The organism is Pseudomonas sp. TAA207, assembly GCF_001529285.1.
Taxonomy (GTDB): domain Bacteria; phylum Pseudomonadota; class Gammaproteobacteria; order Pseudomonadales; family Pseudomonadaceae; genus Aquipseudomonas; species Aquipseudomonas weihenstephanensis.
On sequence record NZ_LLWJ01000070.1, the window covers coordinates 280,172 to 295,983 of the forward strand.

Sequence of the window (15,812 nt, forward strand, 5' to 3'; positions counted from 1 at the left end):
CTATGATTCGTGAAATTCTGAAAATGGGCGATGAGCGCCTGCTGCACGTTGCCAAGCCGGTGCCGGATGACATGTTCGACAGCCCGCAACTCTGGCAACTGATCGATGACATGTTGCAGACCATGGAGCATGCGGGCGGCGTGGGTTTGGCGGCGCCACAGATCGGGGTTGATCTGCAATTGGTGATTTTTGGCTTTGAGCACAGCGAACGCTACCCCGATGCCGAAGCAGTACCGCAAACCATCTTGATCAATCCATTGATCACGCCGTTGAGCCCAATACTTGAAGAGGACTGGGAAGGCTGCTTGTCCGTACCGGGTTTGCGTGGCGCAGTGCAGCGTTATCAGCGCATTCGCTACGAAGGGTTCAGCCCTAAAGGCGAGCCGATTGTGCGTGAAGCCGAGGGTTTTCATGCGCGGGTGGTGCAGCATGAGTGCGATCACCTGATTGGCCGTCTGTACCCGTCACGCATCAAGGACTTCAATAAGTTTGGCTTCATCGACGTGCTGTTCCCGGAACTGGAAGCCGGCACTCAGGAGTAAACCTCGTAATCGGTAGTCGCTGGCGCAGGCTGCGAGCCTTTCAGCCCTCGCAGCCTCGCGTGACTCAACAGCGACTACAGGCCAATGCCCAGCGCGATCATTGCCTTGTTGCGCTGGTAGCGAACCAACCGCTCGTGCAATGCCTGCGGCAACTCGGCCTCCAGCGTAAATCCCAGCCCTTCATAAAAACCTTGCAGCTCAGGGTCGCAGAATAACCACACAGGCCCGTCGCAGGCTGTGACCGCCCGGTTCACCAGCGCAGCTGCCACCCCTTGTTTACGCGACAGCGGTGCGACGAATAAACCCGTCAACCAAAAGCCATGCGCCTGGGTGCGCAGGCACAAGCCGGCAATGATCTCATCTCCACGGGCGACCCATAATTGAGCGTCTTTGACGGCTTTCATCGACGATTGGTGGCTGCGGTAAAACTTGTTCAGCAAGGGCCACTGAGGGGCTTCAAGCGGGGCATAGGTAATTGCGGTCATGGTCAAGCGTCATGGGTTGAAGGCGGCGCAGTATAACCAAAGCACCCACGCACGTGACGCATCGTCCAAGTGCGAACTTTCTTCAGAGTGGGCGTTCCGTCGCATTCTGATGGCAATTGGCTTGCAGCCTAATGTTGACTGGCTATGCTCCGTATTTACGGGGCTTGAACATTCATTGCTTCAATCCCGGGGTTGCGTACGGCTCTCGCGTCACGGGCTAAAAGCGCAGGCGGTTTGTTGTGTCTTGAAGCGTATGAATTATCAATAGACAGCATCTCCAGGGATTGAGCCATGTTTGATTTACATCGCAAAGCCGACCTGCTTGAAAATCAACGCCTGAGTTGTTCTCTGAGCGATATGAAGGCCAAGGTATTGGCCATCAGTCGATCGATGGCCATTATTGAATTTGCCCCCGATGGCACCATCCTCGAAGCCAACGACAACTTTTGCCGGGTGATGGGTTATCCCGCGGACGAGATCCGTGGCAAACATCACCGGCTGTTTTGCGAAGAGCCTTACACCCGAACCGCAGAATACGCCCAGTTCTGGCGTGACCTTGCGCGCGGGGAACCCATGAGCGGTACTTACCTGCGTCTCGATAAATCGGGTCGTGAGGTGTGGCTTGAAGCCAGTTACATGCCAATCGTTGGCGCGGACCGGCAGGTCACCAGCGTGATCAAAGTGGCGTCAGATATCACCGAGCGCATCCACAAAGAGCATGAAAACGAAAGCATCGTGAATGCCTTGAGCCGCTCTATGGCCTTGATCGAGTTTTCGCCGGACGGGCACGTGATTAACGCTAACCAGAACTTCCTCAACACGATGCATTATTCGTTGGGCGAGATTGTTGGCCAGCACCACAGTATGTTTTGCAAACCCAGCGAGCGTGAGTCAGCCGCCTATAAAGCGTTCTGGGCGTCACTCAATCGTGGCGAAGTGCACTCCCGGCGTTTTGAGCGGGTGGACAAATACGGGCATACGGTTTTTCTGGAGGCGTCTTACAACCCGATCTTCGATGCCAAGGGCCGCCTCTACAAAGTGGTGAAGTTTGCCAGTGACATCACCGCCCAAGTGACCAATCTGCAAACAGCGGCGGAGTCAGCCCACACCACGTCTGTGCAAAACGATGCCTGTGCGCAGAAAGGTTCGCAGGTGGTTCAACAAACCGTGCAGATCATCGAGGCCATTTCCAGGGACTTGAACGAGGCTGCGCAGAGCATTGATGCGGTGAGTAAGCAGTCGGACATCATTGGCAAAATCGTGCAAACCATTCGCGGGATTGCCGATCAGACCAACTTGCTGGCCTTGAATGCGGCTATTGAAGCCGCCAGGGCAGGGGAGCATGGGCGCGGTTTTGCCGTGGTCGCCGATGAGGTCAGAAGCCTGGCTGCCCGCACCAGTGCCGCCACGATAGAAATCGTCGAGGTGGTGCGCAAAAACCACGACCTTTCACTCAGTGCCGTGAACAGCATGCAGTCGAGCTTGAGCCGAACCGGGCTTGGGGTTGAACTGGCGAATGAAGCGGGCGAGGCTATTTTGGAGATCCAGCAAGGTTCCCGGCATGTGGTCGATGCCATCAGCCAGTTCAACTCCACGTTGCAGTTGCACTGAGTCTCGCCGTGTAGTCGCTGGCGCAGGCTGCGATGGCCTTGCAGGATTAGCCGTTTGTAACGTGCGCCAGCGACTACCGGTGGGGTTTACACCTGGCTTTGCTGTTTCTGCTGGGCAATTTCAGCCTGCTTGATCGCTTCTTTCTGTTGCATCAAATCGCTGATTTTGTCGTTGATCGCCTGCTGTTTCTCTGGCGGCATGGCTTTTACGTCGTCTTCGGTCAAGCCCATTTCTTTCAGCAATTGCTCACGAATCCGCTGCGCAACCGGCTTGCTCATGTAGTCCTTGAACGCTTCAGTTGCAGAACCCTGGGCCGTGGCCTGAGTGTTTTGGGTACCGGTGCTCTGCACTGCAGCGGCTTCAGGCACGCTGGATTGCAGCAGTACGCGGGTTTTGGCGAACGCCGCATTCACGTTATCCGCTTGAGCGTTGCCTGCGGCCGAGGCGGGCGTGGCTTGAAGGTTGGTCAGGGGCTGAGCGTTTTGCAATTGCCCGCTGTACAGCGCGCTGGCGGCGCCGGTAACCGGATCAAGATCCGGGCGCTGGGCTTTGAAGATAGATGAAGTGTTTTGCGTAGTAATCAGCATGAGTTGGCCCTGTTCAAATCATTGATAGGCAACTCATGAGCAAATACTGTGCCCAGCGTGCAGCACCCCGTTTTATTGGGTTTTCCGGTTTGAAGGCCGCGTCAGGCGGACAACCCTTGCCGCCCGCCTGCCGCTTTGTGGCCAAAGGCAGCTTTAACTGCTTTCGCGCACCATCAGTTCAAAACCCATGTCTTGCACGGGATTGGCGACTTGATTGCCGGCCATGAGTGTCAGCATTTGCTCAGCGGCGCGACGTCCAATTGCTTCTCGCGGCGTACGAATGCTGCTCAGGCGCGGCACCATGAACTCGGAGGAGGGCAGGTCGTTGAACCCCAATATGGCAATTTGCTCGGGGATCTTGATGCCGAAGCGCGCCGCTTCCAGCAAGGCGCCGTGAGCCAGGTCGTCGTTGCCAAAGAAAATCGCGTCCACCTGCGGGTGAGCGGCGATTAATTGCAAAAACAACTCACCGCCCAGGCCCACAGACGAGGGACGCGGCGTCAGCACTTCCAGGTCGGGGTTGTACAAGCCCTTTTCTTGCAGTGCGCGGCGATAACCTTCGCCGCGTAACAAGGTGCGCTGGTCGAGTTGTGCGCCTATATAGGCCAAGTGCTTGCGCCCGCTGCCAATCAAATGATGGGCAGCGGTTTCGCCCGCCTGTAGCTGGGAGAAACCCACACAGTTCAAGCCGGCACCGGCGTCCAGCTCCATCATGTACACGCAGGGCACATTGCTGGACTCGATCATAAGGCGCGAACTTTCGGAGCGATCAAATCCGGTCAGCAACAAGCCGCGTGGCTGGTAGGCCATGTAGTTGCGCAGCAGGTCTTCTTCCTCATCGCGCGAGTAGTGAAAGTTACCGATCAACACTTCAAAGCCCTTGGGCCGCAAAACGGCGTGGATGGCTTCCAGGGTGTCAATAAACAGCAAGTTGGACAGTGAGGGCACCAGCACCACCACCGAATGGCTCTGCGCAGACGCCAGTGCACGAGCAGCAGGGTTGACCACGTAGTTCAAATCAGTAGCGGCCTGGCGCACTTTTTCGGCCAGTTCGGTGGCCACGCTACTGATACCGCGCAAGGCGCGAGAGGCCGTAATAGGGCTGACGCCCGCCAATCGGGCCACTTCGTTAAGGGTTGGACGCCCCGTGGTACGGGTATTTTTATCGTTTTTGAAGGAGGTCATCGCGGCTTGCCAAACAAAAAACAAGCCACTAAGGTAGCGCTGTCCACGGAGACCCGCAATTGCCTGATTGTCGGGACTGCGATTACCCCAGCTTTGTATGTCGAGAGCGTCACCGCGTCTCCCCACAAAAATGAGAAATAGACGTCGGTAGCTCCGGCTTTGTGCTTTGCTTTCACCGAGTGAACGCATCGACAAAGACAGCGCTGTCTACGGACTGAGGTGTTTCATGAGTCAACCTATCACTGCCCTGGTCATCATGGGTGTTGCCGGCTGCGGCAAATCCAGCGTGAGCCAGGCGTTGTGCCAGCTCAATGGCGCGACCCCGATTGAGGGCGACGCGTTTCACCCCGCGGCTAATATCGCCAAGATGAGCGCCGGTATTCCCCTGACCGATGACGACCGTGCTGGCTGGTTAGACAGCCTGGCTAACGAATTGCGGCTTGCCGTTGAGCGGGGTCAACGACCGGTATTGACCTGCTCAGCCCTCAAGTTGCGCTATCGCGAGCGCTTGCGCAGTGCGGTCGACGGTCTAGGCTTCGTGTTTCTTGAGTTAACGCCTGAGGTGGCCGCTGACCGTGTGGCGCATCGTCCAGGGCACTTTATGCCTAAAACGCTGATCGACAGCCAGTTCGCGGCCCTTGAATCACCCGAAGCGGAAGCGTTGGTGCTGACGCTCGATGCGGCAACCCATGACATCCAGCAGTTGGCCAACCAGGCCCGCGATTGGTGGCACGCTCATTCTTTGCTGGCAACCTCATGATTTTTCTTGAAACAGATAGCGCTATCCGCACCAGCCTCGGCTGCACATTCGCATGTCATAACAAAAACAAGCCAGGAGACGCCCCATGCTAGGCATGTCGCAAAATACCTTTCTGCTGATTGACGCAGTGGTGACCATCATCGGGCTGATCGTGCTGATCACCCGTTTCAAGTTGCATCCGTTTATCGCACTGATCATTGCCTCGGCTTTCCTGGGGCTGACCTCGGGCATGCCGACTGACAAGATCATCAAATCGTTTCAGGACGGTTTTGGCGGGGTGTTGGGCTTTGTCGGCATCATCCTGGCGCTGGGCACCATGCTTGGCAAAATGATGGCCGACTCCGGCGGTGCGGATCAAATTGCCCGCACGTTGATTCGGGCATTCGGTAAAGAACGCGTGCAGTGGGCGATGATGTTCGCGGCGTTCCTGGTGGGCATCCCGCTGTTTTTCGAGATCGGTTTTGTGTTGCTGATCCCGCTGGTGTTCATCGTGGCGCGTCGTACAGGTGTGTCGCTGATTAAAATCGGCATTCCGTTACTGGCCGGTTTGTCCGCCGTTCACGGTCTGGTGCCGCCGCACCCTGGCCCGCTGCTGGCGATTGGCGTGTTTGGTGCCGATATTGGCAAAACCATTCTGTATGGTCTGATCGTGGCGCTGCCGACAGCGATTATTGCAGGGCCGATTTACGGCACCTTTATCTCCAAATACATCCCCGGCAACCCGTCGCAGGAGCTGGTAGACCAACTGGCCAGTGAGCCGGAATCCAGCAGTTTGCCGAGTTTTGGCATCACCTTGGCCACTGTGCTGTTGCCGGTGTTCCTGATGCTGCTCAAGACCTTTGCCGATGTGGCGCTGCCGGATGGCAACTTCTTCCGCGGCTGGATGGACATGATCGGTCACCCGATCACCGCCCTGTTGTTGGCGCTGTTGTTGTCGCTGTACACCTTTGGTACGCGTCAGGGCATCGACTCCAAACGCATCCTTAAACTGCTCGACGCCAGCCTGGCGCCTACGGCGGCGATCATTCTGATCATCGGTGCCGGTGGTGGCTTCAAGCAAATGCTGGTGGCCAGTGGTGTGGGTGACGTGATCGGGCATATGGCGGTCAACGCGCAGATTTCGCCGATTCTGTTGGCGTGGCTGGTGGCGGCAGTGATTCGTATCGCCACCGGTTCTGCGACCGTTGCAACGATTACCGGGGCGGGGATTGTGTTGCCGGTGGTGGACTTGATTCCGGGCGTGAATCGCGAGTTGCTGGTGCTGGCGACCGGTGCGGGTTCGTTGATCCTGTCCCACGTCAACGACGCCGGTTTCTGGCTGGTCAAGCAGTACTTCAACATGACCGTGGCCGAAACGTTCAAAACCTGGACTGCGATGGAAACCATCCTGTCGGTCGTCGGTTTGATCTTTATCTTGCTGCTGTCGTTGGTGGTCTAAACCACACCCATCGGTGGGCGTGAGCTAACTCGCCCCCACCGATGGATGAGGTGTTTTAACTGGCGTTCAAGCCATCTGCGCGGAACATGGCGCGAATGCCGCGCAGGGCCTGTCGGATGCGGTCCTGATTTTCGATCAGGGCAAAGCGCACATGGTCGTCGCCGTATTCACCAAAGCCAACGCCCGGTGACACACAGACTTTGGCGTCGGCCAGCAGTTTTTTGGCAAATTCCAGCGACCCCAAGTGGGCGTACGCTTCAGGGATTTTCGCCCACACATACATCGAAGCCTTCGGGTTCTCGACCATCCAGCCCAGTTCATGCAAGCCTTTGACCAAGACGTTACGGCGTTGACGGTACTGCTCTGCAATGTCTTTTACGCACTGCTGATCGCCTTCAAGAGCGGCAATGGCCGCCACTTGCAGGGGCGTGAAGGTGCCGTAGTCGTGGTAGCTCTTGATCCGTGCCAGCGCGTTGACCAATTCGGGATTGCCCACCATAAAGCCAATGCGCCAGCCAGCCATGTTGTAGCTTTTGGACAGGGTGAAAAACTCCACGGCGATGTCTTTGGCCCCCGGCACTTGCATGATCGAAGGCGCTTTCCAGCCGTCGTAGACGATGTCGGCGTATGCCAAATCGTGTACCACCAGCACGTCGTACTGTTTGGCCAGCGCCACCACGCGCTCGAAGAAATCCAGCTCAACGCATTGCGCCGTCGGATTGGACGGAAAGCCCAAAATCATCATTTTTGGCTTGGGAATTGACCCGCGGATGGCTTTTTCCAGTTCTGCAAAAAAGTCCACGCCGGGAATCAACGGCACTGAGCGTACTTGAGCACCGGCAATCACGGCACCGTAGATATGAATCGGGTAGCTGGGGTTGGGCACCAGCACCGTGTCGCCCTGATCCAGGGTGGCGAGCATCAAGTGCGCCAAGCCTTCTTTGGAGCCGATGGTAACGATGGCTTCTTCTTCGGGGTCGATTTCGACGTTGTAGCGATCAGCGTACCAACGAGAAATTGCCCGCCGCAGGCGCGGGATACCGCGTGAAGTGGAGTAGCCGTGGGTGTCTTCACGCTGTGCGACGGTGCACAGTTTTTCGACAATATGCGGGGGTGTCGGGCCGTCAGGGTTGCCCATGCTGAAGTCGATGATGTCTTCGCCACGACGCCGCGCGGCCATTTTCAGCTCGGCGGTGATGTTGAAAACATAAGGGGGGAGTCGATCTATGCGCGCAAAGCGGCGCGGCGAACCTTGGTCTGCCATGTATGCCTCTGGAACGTAAGCGCCCGGAACCGTCCGAGCGACGTTGACCACTGCGGTGGTCTGGGCGAAACAATACGGGCGATGAGGGCGGTGTGTCCAGTTACAGTTAGTCGCTATTTTTGGGCAAAACAGGCTGGTTTTGTATTTGTTCCTATACTGCATCGCGACGTTGCCTACTGACTTGACGAGCACGCGCCATGAACGAAGCACAGACTTTCACCCTGACAGCACCCCGTTTTGCCAAGGGTCAATTTCAATTGATCGCAGGTTTAGGCGGCCGTTTTAACCAGGACACCTCAGGCAACATCCCTGAACTGTGGGAACGGTTTATCCGCGACATGGGCGGTATCGCGAACCAGGAGGGTGAAGAAACCTACGGTGTGTGTTGCAACCCGGATGGTCAGGGTGGTTTCGAATATATCGCCGGGGTGGCCATCAGCAAGCTGGACGACTTGCCCGAGCGTTTTCGCTGGGTGGAGCTGCAACCTCAGGAGTACGCGATTTTTGAACATCGTGGCGCGCTGGCCAGTTTGAGCCAAACCTTTCAAGCCATTTGGCAGCAGTGGCTGCCAGCCTCAGGCTACAGCGCGGCCGATGCTCCGGAGTTCGAGCGCTACAGCGCCGACTTTAATCCAGGCACCGGCACAGGTGTGCTGGAGATTTGGTTGCCGATTAAAAAGCCGCGGTAGGGTGACTCAGCAGGCGTGTCGCGCGGGCTGTGAGCACGCCAACGACCGTATCAAGCGGCGTTCGCCTCGATACGCTTCGCCACTCTCAACCCAGCCCTGGCTCAGGTAAAACGCCAGGGCAGAGGCGTTGAAGGGGCTGACCGAGAGCATGATTTGATGAATGTCAGGCCAGTGCTGGTTGAGTTGTTGCGCGAGCAACTGCAAGCACTGCTTGCCTACGCCTTGGCCCTGAACGCGCTTGTCGACCTGCAAGGCATGCAATGTGGCGCTTTGAGGTTCAGCCCAGTGTGCCAACAGCGGCTCACGCTTTAGCAGCAAAAATGCCACGGGCACTTCATCGCTGAGCATGACGAAGCCTTTTACCCCGGCAACTGGTTGAGCGGGCAGGGAATAGAGTGCCGACTCAATGTCGCCACAAAAGGCGATCTGCTCAGGATGAACCTGAAGGTCACGCAGTTGCCGGTTTTGGCCAGGCGTCAGGTCGTGATAAGTACAAAGGCGATAGAGCATGTGGAGTGTCTGTCGTGGCGCGATCGGAGGGTTCGCAGGCAATCTGTGCCTGCAACCCTGAAGCAGTGCGCCAGTTTCTACTCATCCTTGCGTCAAATACATCGTTTTCGCGTGCTCATTTGCGCGGTTCTTTTTTGCGTCCGATAAAAGGCACCAGCATGCCGACCCGTTTTTGGTAATGGCGGTAGTGGTCACCAAACACTGCGACCAAATCCTTCTCTTCAAACTGCGTGCCGATGATGATGTACAGCGTGCTCATCAGTGCGAACACCAAATGCCCGACAGTCATGTGCGGGGTTGCCCAGAAGGCCAGCAGAAACCCGAGGTACATGGGGTGGCGTACGAATCTATAGAGCAGCGGGGTTCTGAATGAGTGGTTGCCCGGTTTGCCTGGTCTGATAGGTTCCAGCGCTTGTTTGAGGCCGAATAATTCAAAGTGGCTGATCAGGAAAGTAGCCAGCAAAATCATTCCCCATCCCAGCCAATACACCCCTGTCAGCGCTGTTCGGCCGATGGGCGACTCAACATTCCAGACGGTGGTGCCAATGGGCTGCCATAGCCAGAACATCAGTACCAACACGAGGCTGCTCAAGAGGACATACGTGGCGCGTTCAATCGGCGCTGGCACGTAATTGAGCAGCCACGCCTTGAAAGACCTGCGGGCCATGCCGCTGTGTTGCACGGCAAACAGGCTAATGAGCAGCACATCGACGAACGCAGCCCACGCCCAAGGCAGCGGGCTGATGCCTGTATCAATCCCTTTGGGAACGCCGATAGTGCCGACAAAGCCTATGAGGTACGCAAACACCAGCAAAAAGAAGAGGTAACAAAGCACGCTGTACGCCAAACAGGCGAGTTTGCCGGGCAGGCGGGTAGTGGCAGGTTTAAGGTGCGTTTTGGTGTGCATGATCGACTCCTTTCGAACATGGCAAAGTCGCAATGTTAGCGCTTTCAATACTCACATTAGCCCACAAAGAGTGAGCGGCCATTGCCGATGGTCAGTTCGAAAAAATGTCGTGCTTCATACATCAGGAGGTGAGAGAGACGACGTTTGGCGTCAGATCTGATGCTCTTGGGGCATGGGCATGCGAAAGGTAAACACGGTGCCGTGCTGTTCGCACGAGGCCACTTCAATGTTGCCGCCGTGGGACTTGGCAATCTGGCTGGCAATGTAGAGACCCAGCCCCAGTCCGGCTTGCGGCGTGTCATTGGCGGGCCGTGAGTAGGGCTGGAACAGCTGAGCCTGCACCTTAAGAGGGATGGCTTGGCCCTGGTTGGTGACGGTGAGGCTGAATACCTGTTCGATCACTTGCACCTGGACGTCAACCGCGCCGGTTTTTGCACCGTGGGCAATGGCATTGGCGAGCAGGTTGGAGAGCAGCTGCGCAAGCCGCCCGCTGTCGCAATAGACGTCGTTTAGTACCCCTATCTGCGCATTGATCACGCGCTCGGGGTGTACATGTTGGACTTCGCTGATCACATGCGTGAACACCTTGTCCAGATCGCAGGCGGCGTGCCGCGTCAGCGGAATACCGGCGCCCAAACGCCCGCGAGCAAAGTCCAGCACGTCTTCGACCAGTCGCGAAGCGCGCTGCCCACAGCTGAATATGTGCTGCACCAGCGTTTCAGTGTCCGGGTTGGGGTGTTTACGCAATAACCGCTGCGAGGCGGTGGTGATGGCGAACAGCGGGTTACGCAGGTCGTGGCCCAATACGGCAATGAATTGTTCGCGCAGCTCGGCGGTTTCACGTTCCAGCAGTAAGGCGGTTTCAGTGCGTTGCAAGTTTTCTTCGGCGTCCAGTTGCAGCGACAGCAAGCGGGCAAAGGACTCCATCGTGGTTTGGATGGTGCTGCTTTTGAGTTGGGCCGGCTCGGGATCGAGCGCACAAATAGTGCCGAAAAAACTGCCGTCGGTGCGAAACACCGGGATCGTGATGTAGCTTTCGAAATGATAGATTTTTGGCGTGTGATGGTCGTGGTAGAGCGGGTCTTCACTCACGTTGTCGATGATGATCGGCTGATGCGAGCCCAAGGTTTCAAAGCACAAGGTGCTGACCAGATCCAGCTCGCCGCCTGGCTTGAGTCCAAACCCCAAATTGTCCAGCACTGCGCACGCTGTCCAACTGGTGGGCGTGACGCGCGCGACTGCGGCAAAACGCATCCCGGTCATTTCGCTGATGACTTGCAAAATAGCTGGAACTGCACTGATGCGATTGATCGTCGCGATGTCAGTTTCTACGCCTTGCGTCATGGATCGGGGTCTCGGGTGGTCGGTATGGGTGCAATTCTAGCGAGAACCCCTCTGCGTGGTACATAACCGTATACAAATTGTTGAATTCCCCAGACCGGTAGCACGCACAAAAAAGCCGCGCCCTGTCTGATAAAGGGCGCGGCTTTTAGAGGTGCGTTACAACTCAGGTGTCTTGTTTGTCTTGCAATACTGCGCCAGTTTTAGCATCCAGCTCTACATCCCACTGAACACCTTTGGCATCGGTCAGCTCAACTTCATAAACCAGTTTGCCCAGTTTGTGATCCAGCTCAGTGTCTTGAATTGTGGCGCCGGGATGTTTGTCCAGGGCCGCTTGGTTGAGCTTTTCAAACGAGGTGATTTCACCCGAGTTCAGCAAGCCTTGAATATGGTCCGGGCGAACATCGGCTTGAGCCAGACCGGCAGTCAGTGTCAAAGCAGTGGCAGCGAACAATACGTTAAGTGCTTTCATGATTAATTCCTCTGGGGTGAGCTGTTTAAGTGGGGCCAGATTAACCATTACAACTTAATTCACGCTTAATTTTCGGCCTCACGCTTAAACAGACGTGTAATCGCTCAGTAGCCGTTCTTTTCCAGGAGCTGATTGACGGTGAAAGGTGCAGGGCGCTGGTAGTACTTGAGTAGTTCAGAGGCGCGGTTGGTGAAGATGCCGTCTACCCCGGCCGCCATGACTTTCGTGAAGTCCACCGGCTCGTCGATGGTGTATACGTGCACCAGCATGCCTTTGTCGTGAGTGGCCTTGTTCATCCAGGGCTGCACGAGGTCGAAGTAACTTTGGTCGCCGCCGTGTGTCAGTGCGGCTGACGGCCCTGTACCCATTGCGCCGTGGGCTTTGGCAAAGTCCAGCCATTGCAGGAACTCGGCGTGGTCTTTGGGTTGCTGTTTGGCGTAGTAAGCGGCTTTGTCCTTCTCGCCCGAATCGGCGAAGCTCACTTGGCTGTTGGGGGTCATGCCGCCTTCGCCGACCCACAGCAGGAGGATTTTAGGTGTGTCGGGCATTTCTTTTTGCAGCAATTCCAGGCTGCTTTTTTCAAAGGTTTGCAGCACGACTCGGCCTTTGCCCTGGCCTACTTGCGGTTCGCCAGTGGTGACGGTGGCAGGTTGCAGCCAGCCACGTTTGCTCAGGTTGTTTTTCAGGTCGTGCTCAAGCCCCGGGAATTGCTTGGGCTCTTTGGTTTCAATGTACAGGCCCGGTTTGTGCTGCGGGCTGGCTTGGGCGATATCAATGATTTCGTCCAGCGTGAGGATTTGCAGCCCTTTGTAGGAAGGACGTGCGCGCTGTGGGTAGGCTTCATTGAACCAGCTGCCGGCATCCAGGGTTTTCAATTCCGCCATAGTGAAGGCGTTGGCCGGGCTGTCTTTGCGCGCCGGGAATTTTTTAGCCACGTCTGTGGTGCGCAGCAGGCTGTTGTCATGCAAGGCAAACAGCACGCCGTCTTTACTGCGCTGCAAGTCCATTTCCAGATAATCAGCGCCCAGGTCGCGAGCCAGAGTGTAAGACGCAGCTGTTGATTCAGGGGCATCGAAAGAGGCACCGCGGTGGGCAATCACCGCCGGGTGCGGGATGCCATGAGCATTGGCCAGAACCGTTTGTGCGGAGTCCGACGCGCTGGCGGCATGTGCGCCACTCGTGCTCAGTAACAAGCTGAGGAGCAGGGCGCTTTTGCCAAAAATATCAGGCATGGGATGAATTCCTTTCGATCAGAAAAATAAGGACGTCTTTTTAACAACTGTCAGCCATTGCGGCTATCGAGAACCCGACATAAACGTGCGTCGTGTTTAATTTGCTGCGCTTTTTAGGCCTGGGCGCAGTATTCTTGCGCTCTAGAGCGTCCCCAGCAGAGGGAACAGCCTTCAACCTTGTGTGTAAACCATCGTCCTTTGAGCCTTGCCGGCTCGTTAGTGGGGTTTACCATGCGCATCACTTCAGAACTCATCTGTCAGGCCGCTGATCTACTTAACGGCTTTGTTGGTTTCAATCGTAAGACAGGCCAGCACATTGTCCGCTTCAGTGAAGATTCTTTCGGTATGGACGTCGCCGACGACAACATCACGCCCACGTGCGAGTTTGTCTGGCAGGCAAGCGATGGCGACACCATGACCCTTAAACGGGCGTTGATTCAGTTATTGCTGGATCAAAATATCGATGACCGTTTGAACATCACCGAGCCTTTGCGCGTTTACATGAGTCGCGGGGAGTTGCCCGAAATCTGCGCCGTCCGACGTTGCGTCAACAGCTAAGACGCCTTATGCATGACGTTCGGGTGTCTTAGCCGGGGTTACTTAAGGCCGAGCCTGGAAGCAGGTCGGCCGCGGCAACGCTGATTTTGTTGCGCCCGGTATTTTTCGCGATGTACAGCGCCTTGTCCGCTTCGTTAAGCCACTGTGAAGCATCATCGAAGTCGGGGCGGTACGAGGCCAGCCCGATGCTGAGGCTGACCTGCAAGCCGGGTTCATCGCCATCCAGCACTTGGCTAAAGACCTGACGCAGGCGTTCCATGATGTCTTGCGTTTGCTCCAGGGAGCGATTGGGCACAATCACACAAAACTCATCGCCGCCATAACGTCCGGCCAAGTCTTCAGCGCGCAGGTTGTCTTTAAGCTGTTTGCTGAGTTTGCGCAGTACGCTGTCGCCCACGATATGGCCGTAGGTGTCATTGATACGTTTGAAGTGGTCGATATCAATCAGTGCCAAGGTTGCTGTTGCGCCTGTTTGCTGACACTGGTGGAAGCTTAGTTGCAGCAGGTCTTTCCATGAACCGTGGTTGAGCAGGCCCGTCAGGCTGTCAGTGCGGCTTAACGCGCGCAGTGTGCGTTTGTGTTCTGCCAGTTTGATGGCCAGTCGATAGCACACCATGCCCACTGCGAATGGGTAGAGCGCCAGCATGGGCAAGCAGGCGTAGATTTGCAGAGGAGTTGTGTGCGGGGTGAAGTCGATGCCCAGTAACGTCCACGCGATCAGCACACCGGCTATTTGTGCCAACGCTCCGCGAAGCAGCATCTTTTGCCCGCCCGCGGCGACATTATTCATGGTCATCATCGACAGAATCGTCACGGTGGGCAGCGGGTTGAACTGAAAGCTGGCAGCCCAAAAACCACCGAAAAGCGAGTCCATGAGCATGTTGCGACGTTCGGTCTGGAATGGATAAGCCGAGCGGGTCGATATTTTGAGGGCCACGTGCGGCCAGACAAAACCATTGAACAGCAACAGCCCCCAGATCCAGAGGGGCATATCGCGCGGGTAGAGAGCCGCCATGACGCTGAAACAACCAATTCCCAGGCCCACGGTGCGCGGTACGTAGATACGTCTGGCGAATGACAGGCCTTTGCCGCGTTGATTGTCCATAAGGGTCTGCATTAAAGGAAGGGTTCGGTGCATGCCTGCGGGTTTTGAGGCACGGCCGTGTGTTGTTTTATTCAGCGGGCATTGTCGATTATGACGTGTGTAATATTCAGCAAAAATTTAAGCATTTGCAGCCATTGTGCTCAAGCGTAGCTGCTGGGCACCCATCAACAGAGGGGGGTGGAGTCGCTAATGCGCCGTTGTTTTGATTTCGTGACTGGAAAATGACGATTGACCTTCTATCGCTCTTAAAACGGCCGTAATTATCACGTTTGGTGATGGCGCTTTAGAGCTGGCCTTCGATGGCCGGCTGGAGCCGTTTGATCGCATTGTGGCGTTGGCCGAGCACAACAGCGTGCTCATCACAACGCCACAGAGGGGCGGGACGTTTAACCTGATGCGGTCTCACATGGGGTGGTGTTTGAAGTTTGATGCAAGGCGTATTGAGCGGGTGCGCTGAGAAAGGCTGACACTCATTCGATCATGGCGAAATCTTCGCGACCTACAGGGTCCGGTGTTGTGCCGCGAATGTTCCCGCCTCTGCTGGGGGCAAACCCCGGAAAGAACACCAGGCCTTCAGCTTCGAGCCGGTGCGCAAGCGCTAGCAGGGTTACATCCCTGATCGGCTCGCCCGCTTCAAAGCGTTGAATGGCAGGTACTGAAACCTTGGAGGCGTGGCTGAGTTGATCAAAGCTCCAGCCCAGCATTTGACGGGCTTGTGTGCAGTGGGCCGGGGTGAATTGATGAATGATGACTTGCTCAAGCGTACTGCGCATCGCTGATTTGGGCATGAGGATTCTCCGTGGTTGATTCGTCGCTTAAAAAATACTGTGTTTTTATACAGTTGTTTTCAAGGGCGATCAAATCCATTTTTTTGATCTGTGCCTTCGTGCAGCAGCGCTCCCAGCCCACCCATTCAGCTGCCGGGCGCAGAGGTGATACGTCGAAAATTTCGATATAAACGCTGCGCAAAAAAAGCTGGCCAACAAAAAGGCCGCCCGCAGGCAGCCTTTTTGATTAGCGAATCATCACCTCTGGAATCAATCCCAGCTCAGTGCGCCGCCCGTTTGGTATTCAATGACCCGTGTCTCGAAGAAGTTCTTCTCTTTCTTCAAGTCCATGATTTCGC

General features: G+C 56.2%; 17 protein-coding genes and 2 pseudogenes. 7 read left to right on the top strand and 12 right to left on the bottom strand.

Annotated elements, in window-relative coordinates:
* Positions 1-2 precede the first annotated feature (2 nt).
* A complete protein-coding gene (def, locus tag AP059_RS18090; protein ID WP_059764740.1) occupies positions 3-542 on the top strand; it encodes a peptide deformylase in 540 nt (179 codons plus the stop codon).
* A 74-nt stretch (positions 543-616) separates the two neighbouring features.
* Here def and AP059_RS18095 read toward each other — a convergent pair whose 3' ends face one another.
* Positions 617-1,027, bottom strand: coding sequence for a GNAT family N-acetyltransferase (locus AP059_RS18095; protein WP_048363453.1), 411 nt, complete (start codon positions 1,025-1,027; stop codon positions 617-619).
* Positions 1,028-1,417: 390 nt separating this feature from the next.
* Here AP059_RS18095 and AP059_RS23105 point away from each other — a divergent pair.
* Both AP059_RS23105 and AP059_RS23110 read left to right on the top strand, forming a co-directional pair.
* A pseudogene (locus AP059_RS23105) lies at positions 1,418-2,089 on the top strand (PAS domain-containing protein); the annotation flags it as partial.
* A 123-nt stretch (positions 2,090-2,212) separates the two neighbouring features.
* Positions 2,213-2,638, top strand: a pseudogene (locus AP059_RS23110) (methyl-accepting chemotaxis protein); the annotation flags it as partial.
* A gap of 86 nt (positions 2,639-2,724) precedes the next feature.
* On the opposite strand, the gene AP059_RS18105 reads toward AP059_RS23110, so the two are convergent.
* Together AP059_RS18105 and AP059_RS18110 are read right to left on the bottom strand one after the other, a co-directional pair.
* Positions 2,725-3,225, bottom strand: coding sequence for a hypothetical protein (locus AP059_RS18105; protein WP_048363455.1), 501 nt, complete (start codon positions 3,223-3,225; stop codon positions 2,725-2,727).
* A 153-nt stretch (positions 3,226-3,378) separates the two neighbouring features.
* On the bottom strand, positions 3,379-4,410 hold the full coding sequence (locus AP059_RS18110; protein WP_059764744.1) for a LacI family DNA-binding transcriptional regulator: 1,032 nt from the start codon (positions 4,408-4,410) through the stop codon (positions 3,379-3,381).
* A 226-nt stretch (positions 4,411-4,636) separates the two neighbouring features.
* Between AP059_RS18110 and AP059_RS18115 the strand changes: the two genes are divergently transcribed.
* Both AP059_RS18115 and AP059_RS18120 read left to right on the top strand, forming a co-directional pair.
* Positions 4,637-5,170 carry a gluconokinase gene (locus AP059_RS18115; RefSeq protein WP_048363457.1) on the top strand — a complete coding sequence of 178 codons (534 nt, stop codon included), beginning with the start codon at positions 4,637-4,639 and terminating at the stop codon, positions 5,168-5,170.
* Positions 5,171-5,255: 85 nt separating this feature from the next.
* Positions 5,256-6,608 (top strand): GntP family permease, encoded by a 1,353-nt coding sequence (locus AP059_RS18120; RefSeq protein WP_059764745.1) that lies wholly within the window; start codon positions 5,256-5,258, stop codon positions 6,606-6,608.
* Between the two features lie 55 nt (positions 6,609-6,663).
* Here AP059_RS18120 and alaC read toward each other — a convergent pair whose 3' ends face one another.
* Positions 6,664-7,872, bottom strand: coding sequence for an alanine transaminase (alaC, locus tag AP059_RS18125; protein WP_048363459.1), 1,209 nt, complete (start codon positions 7,870-7,872; stop codon positions 6,664-6,666).
* Positions 7,873-8,069: 197 nt separating this feature from the next.
* Between alaC and AP059_RS18130 the strand changes: the two genes are divergently transcribed.
* Entirely contained in the window at positions 8,070-8,561 is a 492-nt protein-coding gene (locus tag AP059_RS18130) for a GyrI-like domain-containing protein (protein ID WP_059764747.1), read from the top strand.
* A gap of 6 nt (positions 8,562-8,567) precedes the next feature.
* On the opposite strand, the gene AP059_RS18135 is transcribed toward AP059_RS18130, so the two are convergent.
* The 5 genes from AP059_RS18135 to AP059_RS18155 all read right to left on the bottom strand — a co-directional run bounded on the left by AP059_RS18135 (position 8,568) and on the right by AP059_RS18155 (position 13,023).
* Positions 8,568-9,071, bottom strand: a complete 504-nt coding sequence (locus AP059_RS18135; RefSeq protein ID WP_059764749.1) for a GNAT family N-acetyltransferase — start codon at positions 9,069-9,071, stop codon at positions 8,568-8,570.
* A gap of 115 nt (positions 9,072-9,186) precedes the next feature.
* On the bottom strand, positions 9,187-9,978 hold the full coding sequence (gene mddA, locus AP059_RS18140) for a methanethiol S-methyltransferase (protein WP_059764751.1): 792 nt from the start codon (positions 9,976-9,978) through the stop codon (positions 9,187-9,189).
* A gap of 150 nt (positions 9,979-10,128) precedes the next feature.
* A complete protein-coding gene (locus AP059_RS18145; protein ID WP_059764753.1) occupies positions 10,129-11,322 on the bottom strand; it encodes a GAF domain-containing sensor histidine kinase in 1,194 nt (397 codons plus the stop codon).
* 163 nt (positions 11,323-11,485) lie between these two features.
* Positions 11,486-11,791 (bottom strand): PepSY domain-containing protein, encoded by a 306-nt coding sequence (locus AP059_RS18150; protein WP_059764755.1) that lies wholly within the window; start codon positions 11,789-11,791, stop codon positions 11,486-11,488.
* A gap of 104 nt (positions 11,792-11,895) precedes the next feature.
* A complete protein-coding gene (locus AP059_RS18155; RefSeq protein ID WP_059764757.1) occupies positions 11,896-13,023 on the bottom strand; it encodes a glycerophosphodiester phosphodiesterase in 1,128 nt (375 codons plus the stop codon).
* Between the two features lie 231 nt (positions 13,024-13,254).
* Between AP059_RS18155 and AP059_RS18160 the strand changes: the two genes are divergently transcribed.
* Positions 13,255-13,581 (top strand): DUF2025 family protein, encoded by a 327-nt coding sequence (locus AP059_RS18160; protein WP_059764759.1) that lies wholly within the window; start codon positions 13,255-13,257, stop codon positions 13,579-13,581.
* A 28-nt stretch (positions 13,582-13,609) separates the two neighbouring features.
* On the opposite strand, the gene AP059_RS18165 is transcribed toward AP059_RS18160, so the two are convergent.
* From AP059_RS18165 to AP059_RS22825, 3 genes are all read right to left on the bottom strand, one after another.
* Positions 13,610-14,686, bottom strand: a complete 1,077-nt coding sequence (locus AP059_RS18165) for a diguanylate cyclase (protein WP_059764762.1) — start codon at positions 14,684-14,686, stop codon at positions 13,610-13,612.
* A 470-nt stretch (positions 14,687-15,156) separates the two neighbouring features.
* Positions 15,157-15,474, bottom strand: a complete 318-nt coding sequence (locus AP059_RS18170) for a helix-turn-helix domain-containing protein (protein ID WP_059764764.1) — start codon at positions 15,472-15,474, stop codon at positions 15,157-15,159.
* A 249-nt stretch (positions 15,475-15,723) separates the two neighbouring features.
* The coding region (locus AP059_RS22825; protein WP_223817906.1) for a hypothetical protein at positions 15,724-15,812 on the bottom strand (89 nt) is incomplete at its 5' end.

Coding starts and splice junctions, on each gene's coding strand:
- def (WP_059764740.1), top strand. CDS start 3: ATGATTCGTGAAATTCTGAAAATGGGCGATGAGCGCCTGCTGCACGTT.
- AP059_RS18170 (WP_059764764.1), bottom strand. CDS start 15,474: ATGCCCAAATCAGCGATGCGCAGTACGCTTGAGCAAGTCATCATTCAT.
- AP059_RS18110 (WP_059764744.1), bottom strand. CDS start 4,410: ATGACCTCCTTCAAAAACGATAAAAATACCCGTACCACGGGGCGTCCA.
- alaC (WP_048363459.1), bottom strand. CDS start 7,872: ATGGCAGACCAAGGTTCGCCGCGCCGCTTTGCGCGCATAGATCGACTC.
- AP059_RS18095 (WP_048363453.1), bottom strand. CDS start 1,027: ATGACCGCAATTACCTATGCCCCGCTTGAAGCCCCTCAGTGGCCCTTG.
- AP059_RS18130 (WP_059764747.1), top strand. CDS start 8,070: ATGAACGAAGCACAGACTTTCACCCTGACAGCACCCCGTTTTGCCAAG.
- AP059_RS18115 (WP_048363457.1), top strand. CDS start 4,637: ATGAGTCAACCTATCACTGCCCTGGTCATCATGGGTGTTGCCGGCTGC.
- AP059_RS18165 (WP_059764762.1), bottom strand. CDS start 14,686: ATGGACAATCAACGCGGCAAAGGCCTGTCATTCGCCAGACGTATCTAC.
- mddA (WP_059764751.1), bottom strand. CDS start 9,978: ATGCACACCAAAACGCACCTTAAACCTGCCACTACCCGCCTGCCCGGC.
- AP059_RS18135 (WP_059764749.1), bottom strand. CDS start 9,071: ATGCTCTATCGCCTTTGTACTTATCACGACCTGACGCCTGGCCAAAAC.
- AP059_RS18155 (WP_059764757.1), bottom strand. CDS start 13,023: ATGCCTGATATTTTTGGCAAAAGCGCCCTGCTCCTCAGCTTGTTACTG.
- AP059_RS18145 (WP_059764753.1), bottom strand. CDS start 11,322: ATGACGCAAGGCGTAGAAACTGACATCGCGACGATCAATCGCATCAGT.
- AP059_RS18150 (WP_059764755.1), bottom strand. CDS start 11,791: ATGAAAGCACTTAACGTATTGTTCGCTGCCACTGCTTTGACACTGACT.
- AP059_RS18105 (WP_048363455.1), bottom strand. CDS start 3,225: ATGCTGATTACTACGCAAAACACTTCATCTATCTTCAAAGCCCAGCGC.
- AP059_RS18160 (WP_059764759.1), top strand. CDS start 13,255: ATGCGCATCACTTCAGAACTCATCTGTCAGGCCGCTGATCTACTTAAC.
- AP059_RS18120 (WP_059764745.1), top strand. CDS start 5,256: ATGCTAGGCATGTCGCAAAATACCTTTCTGCTGATTGACGCAGTGGTG.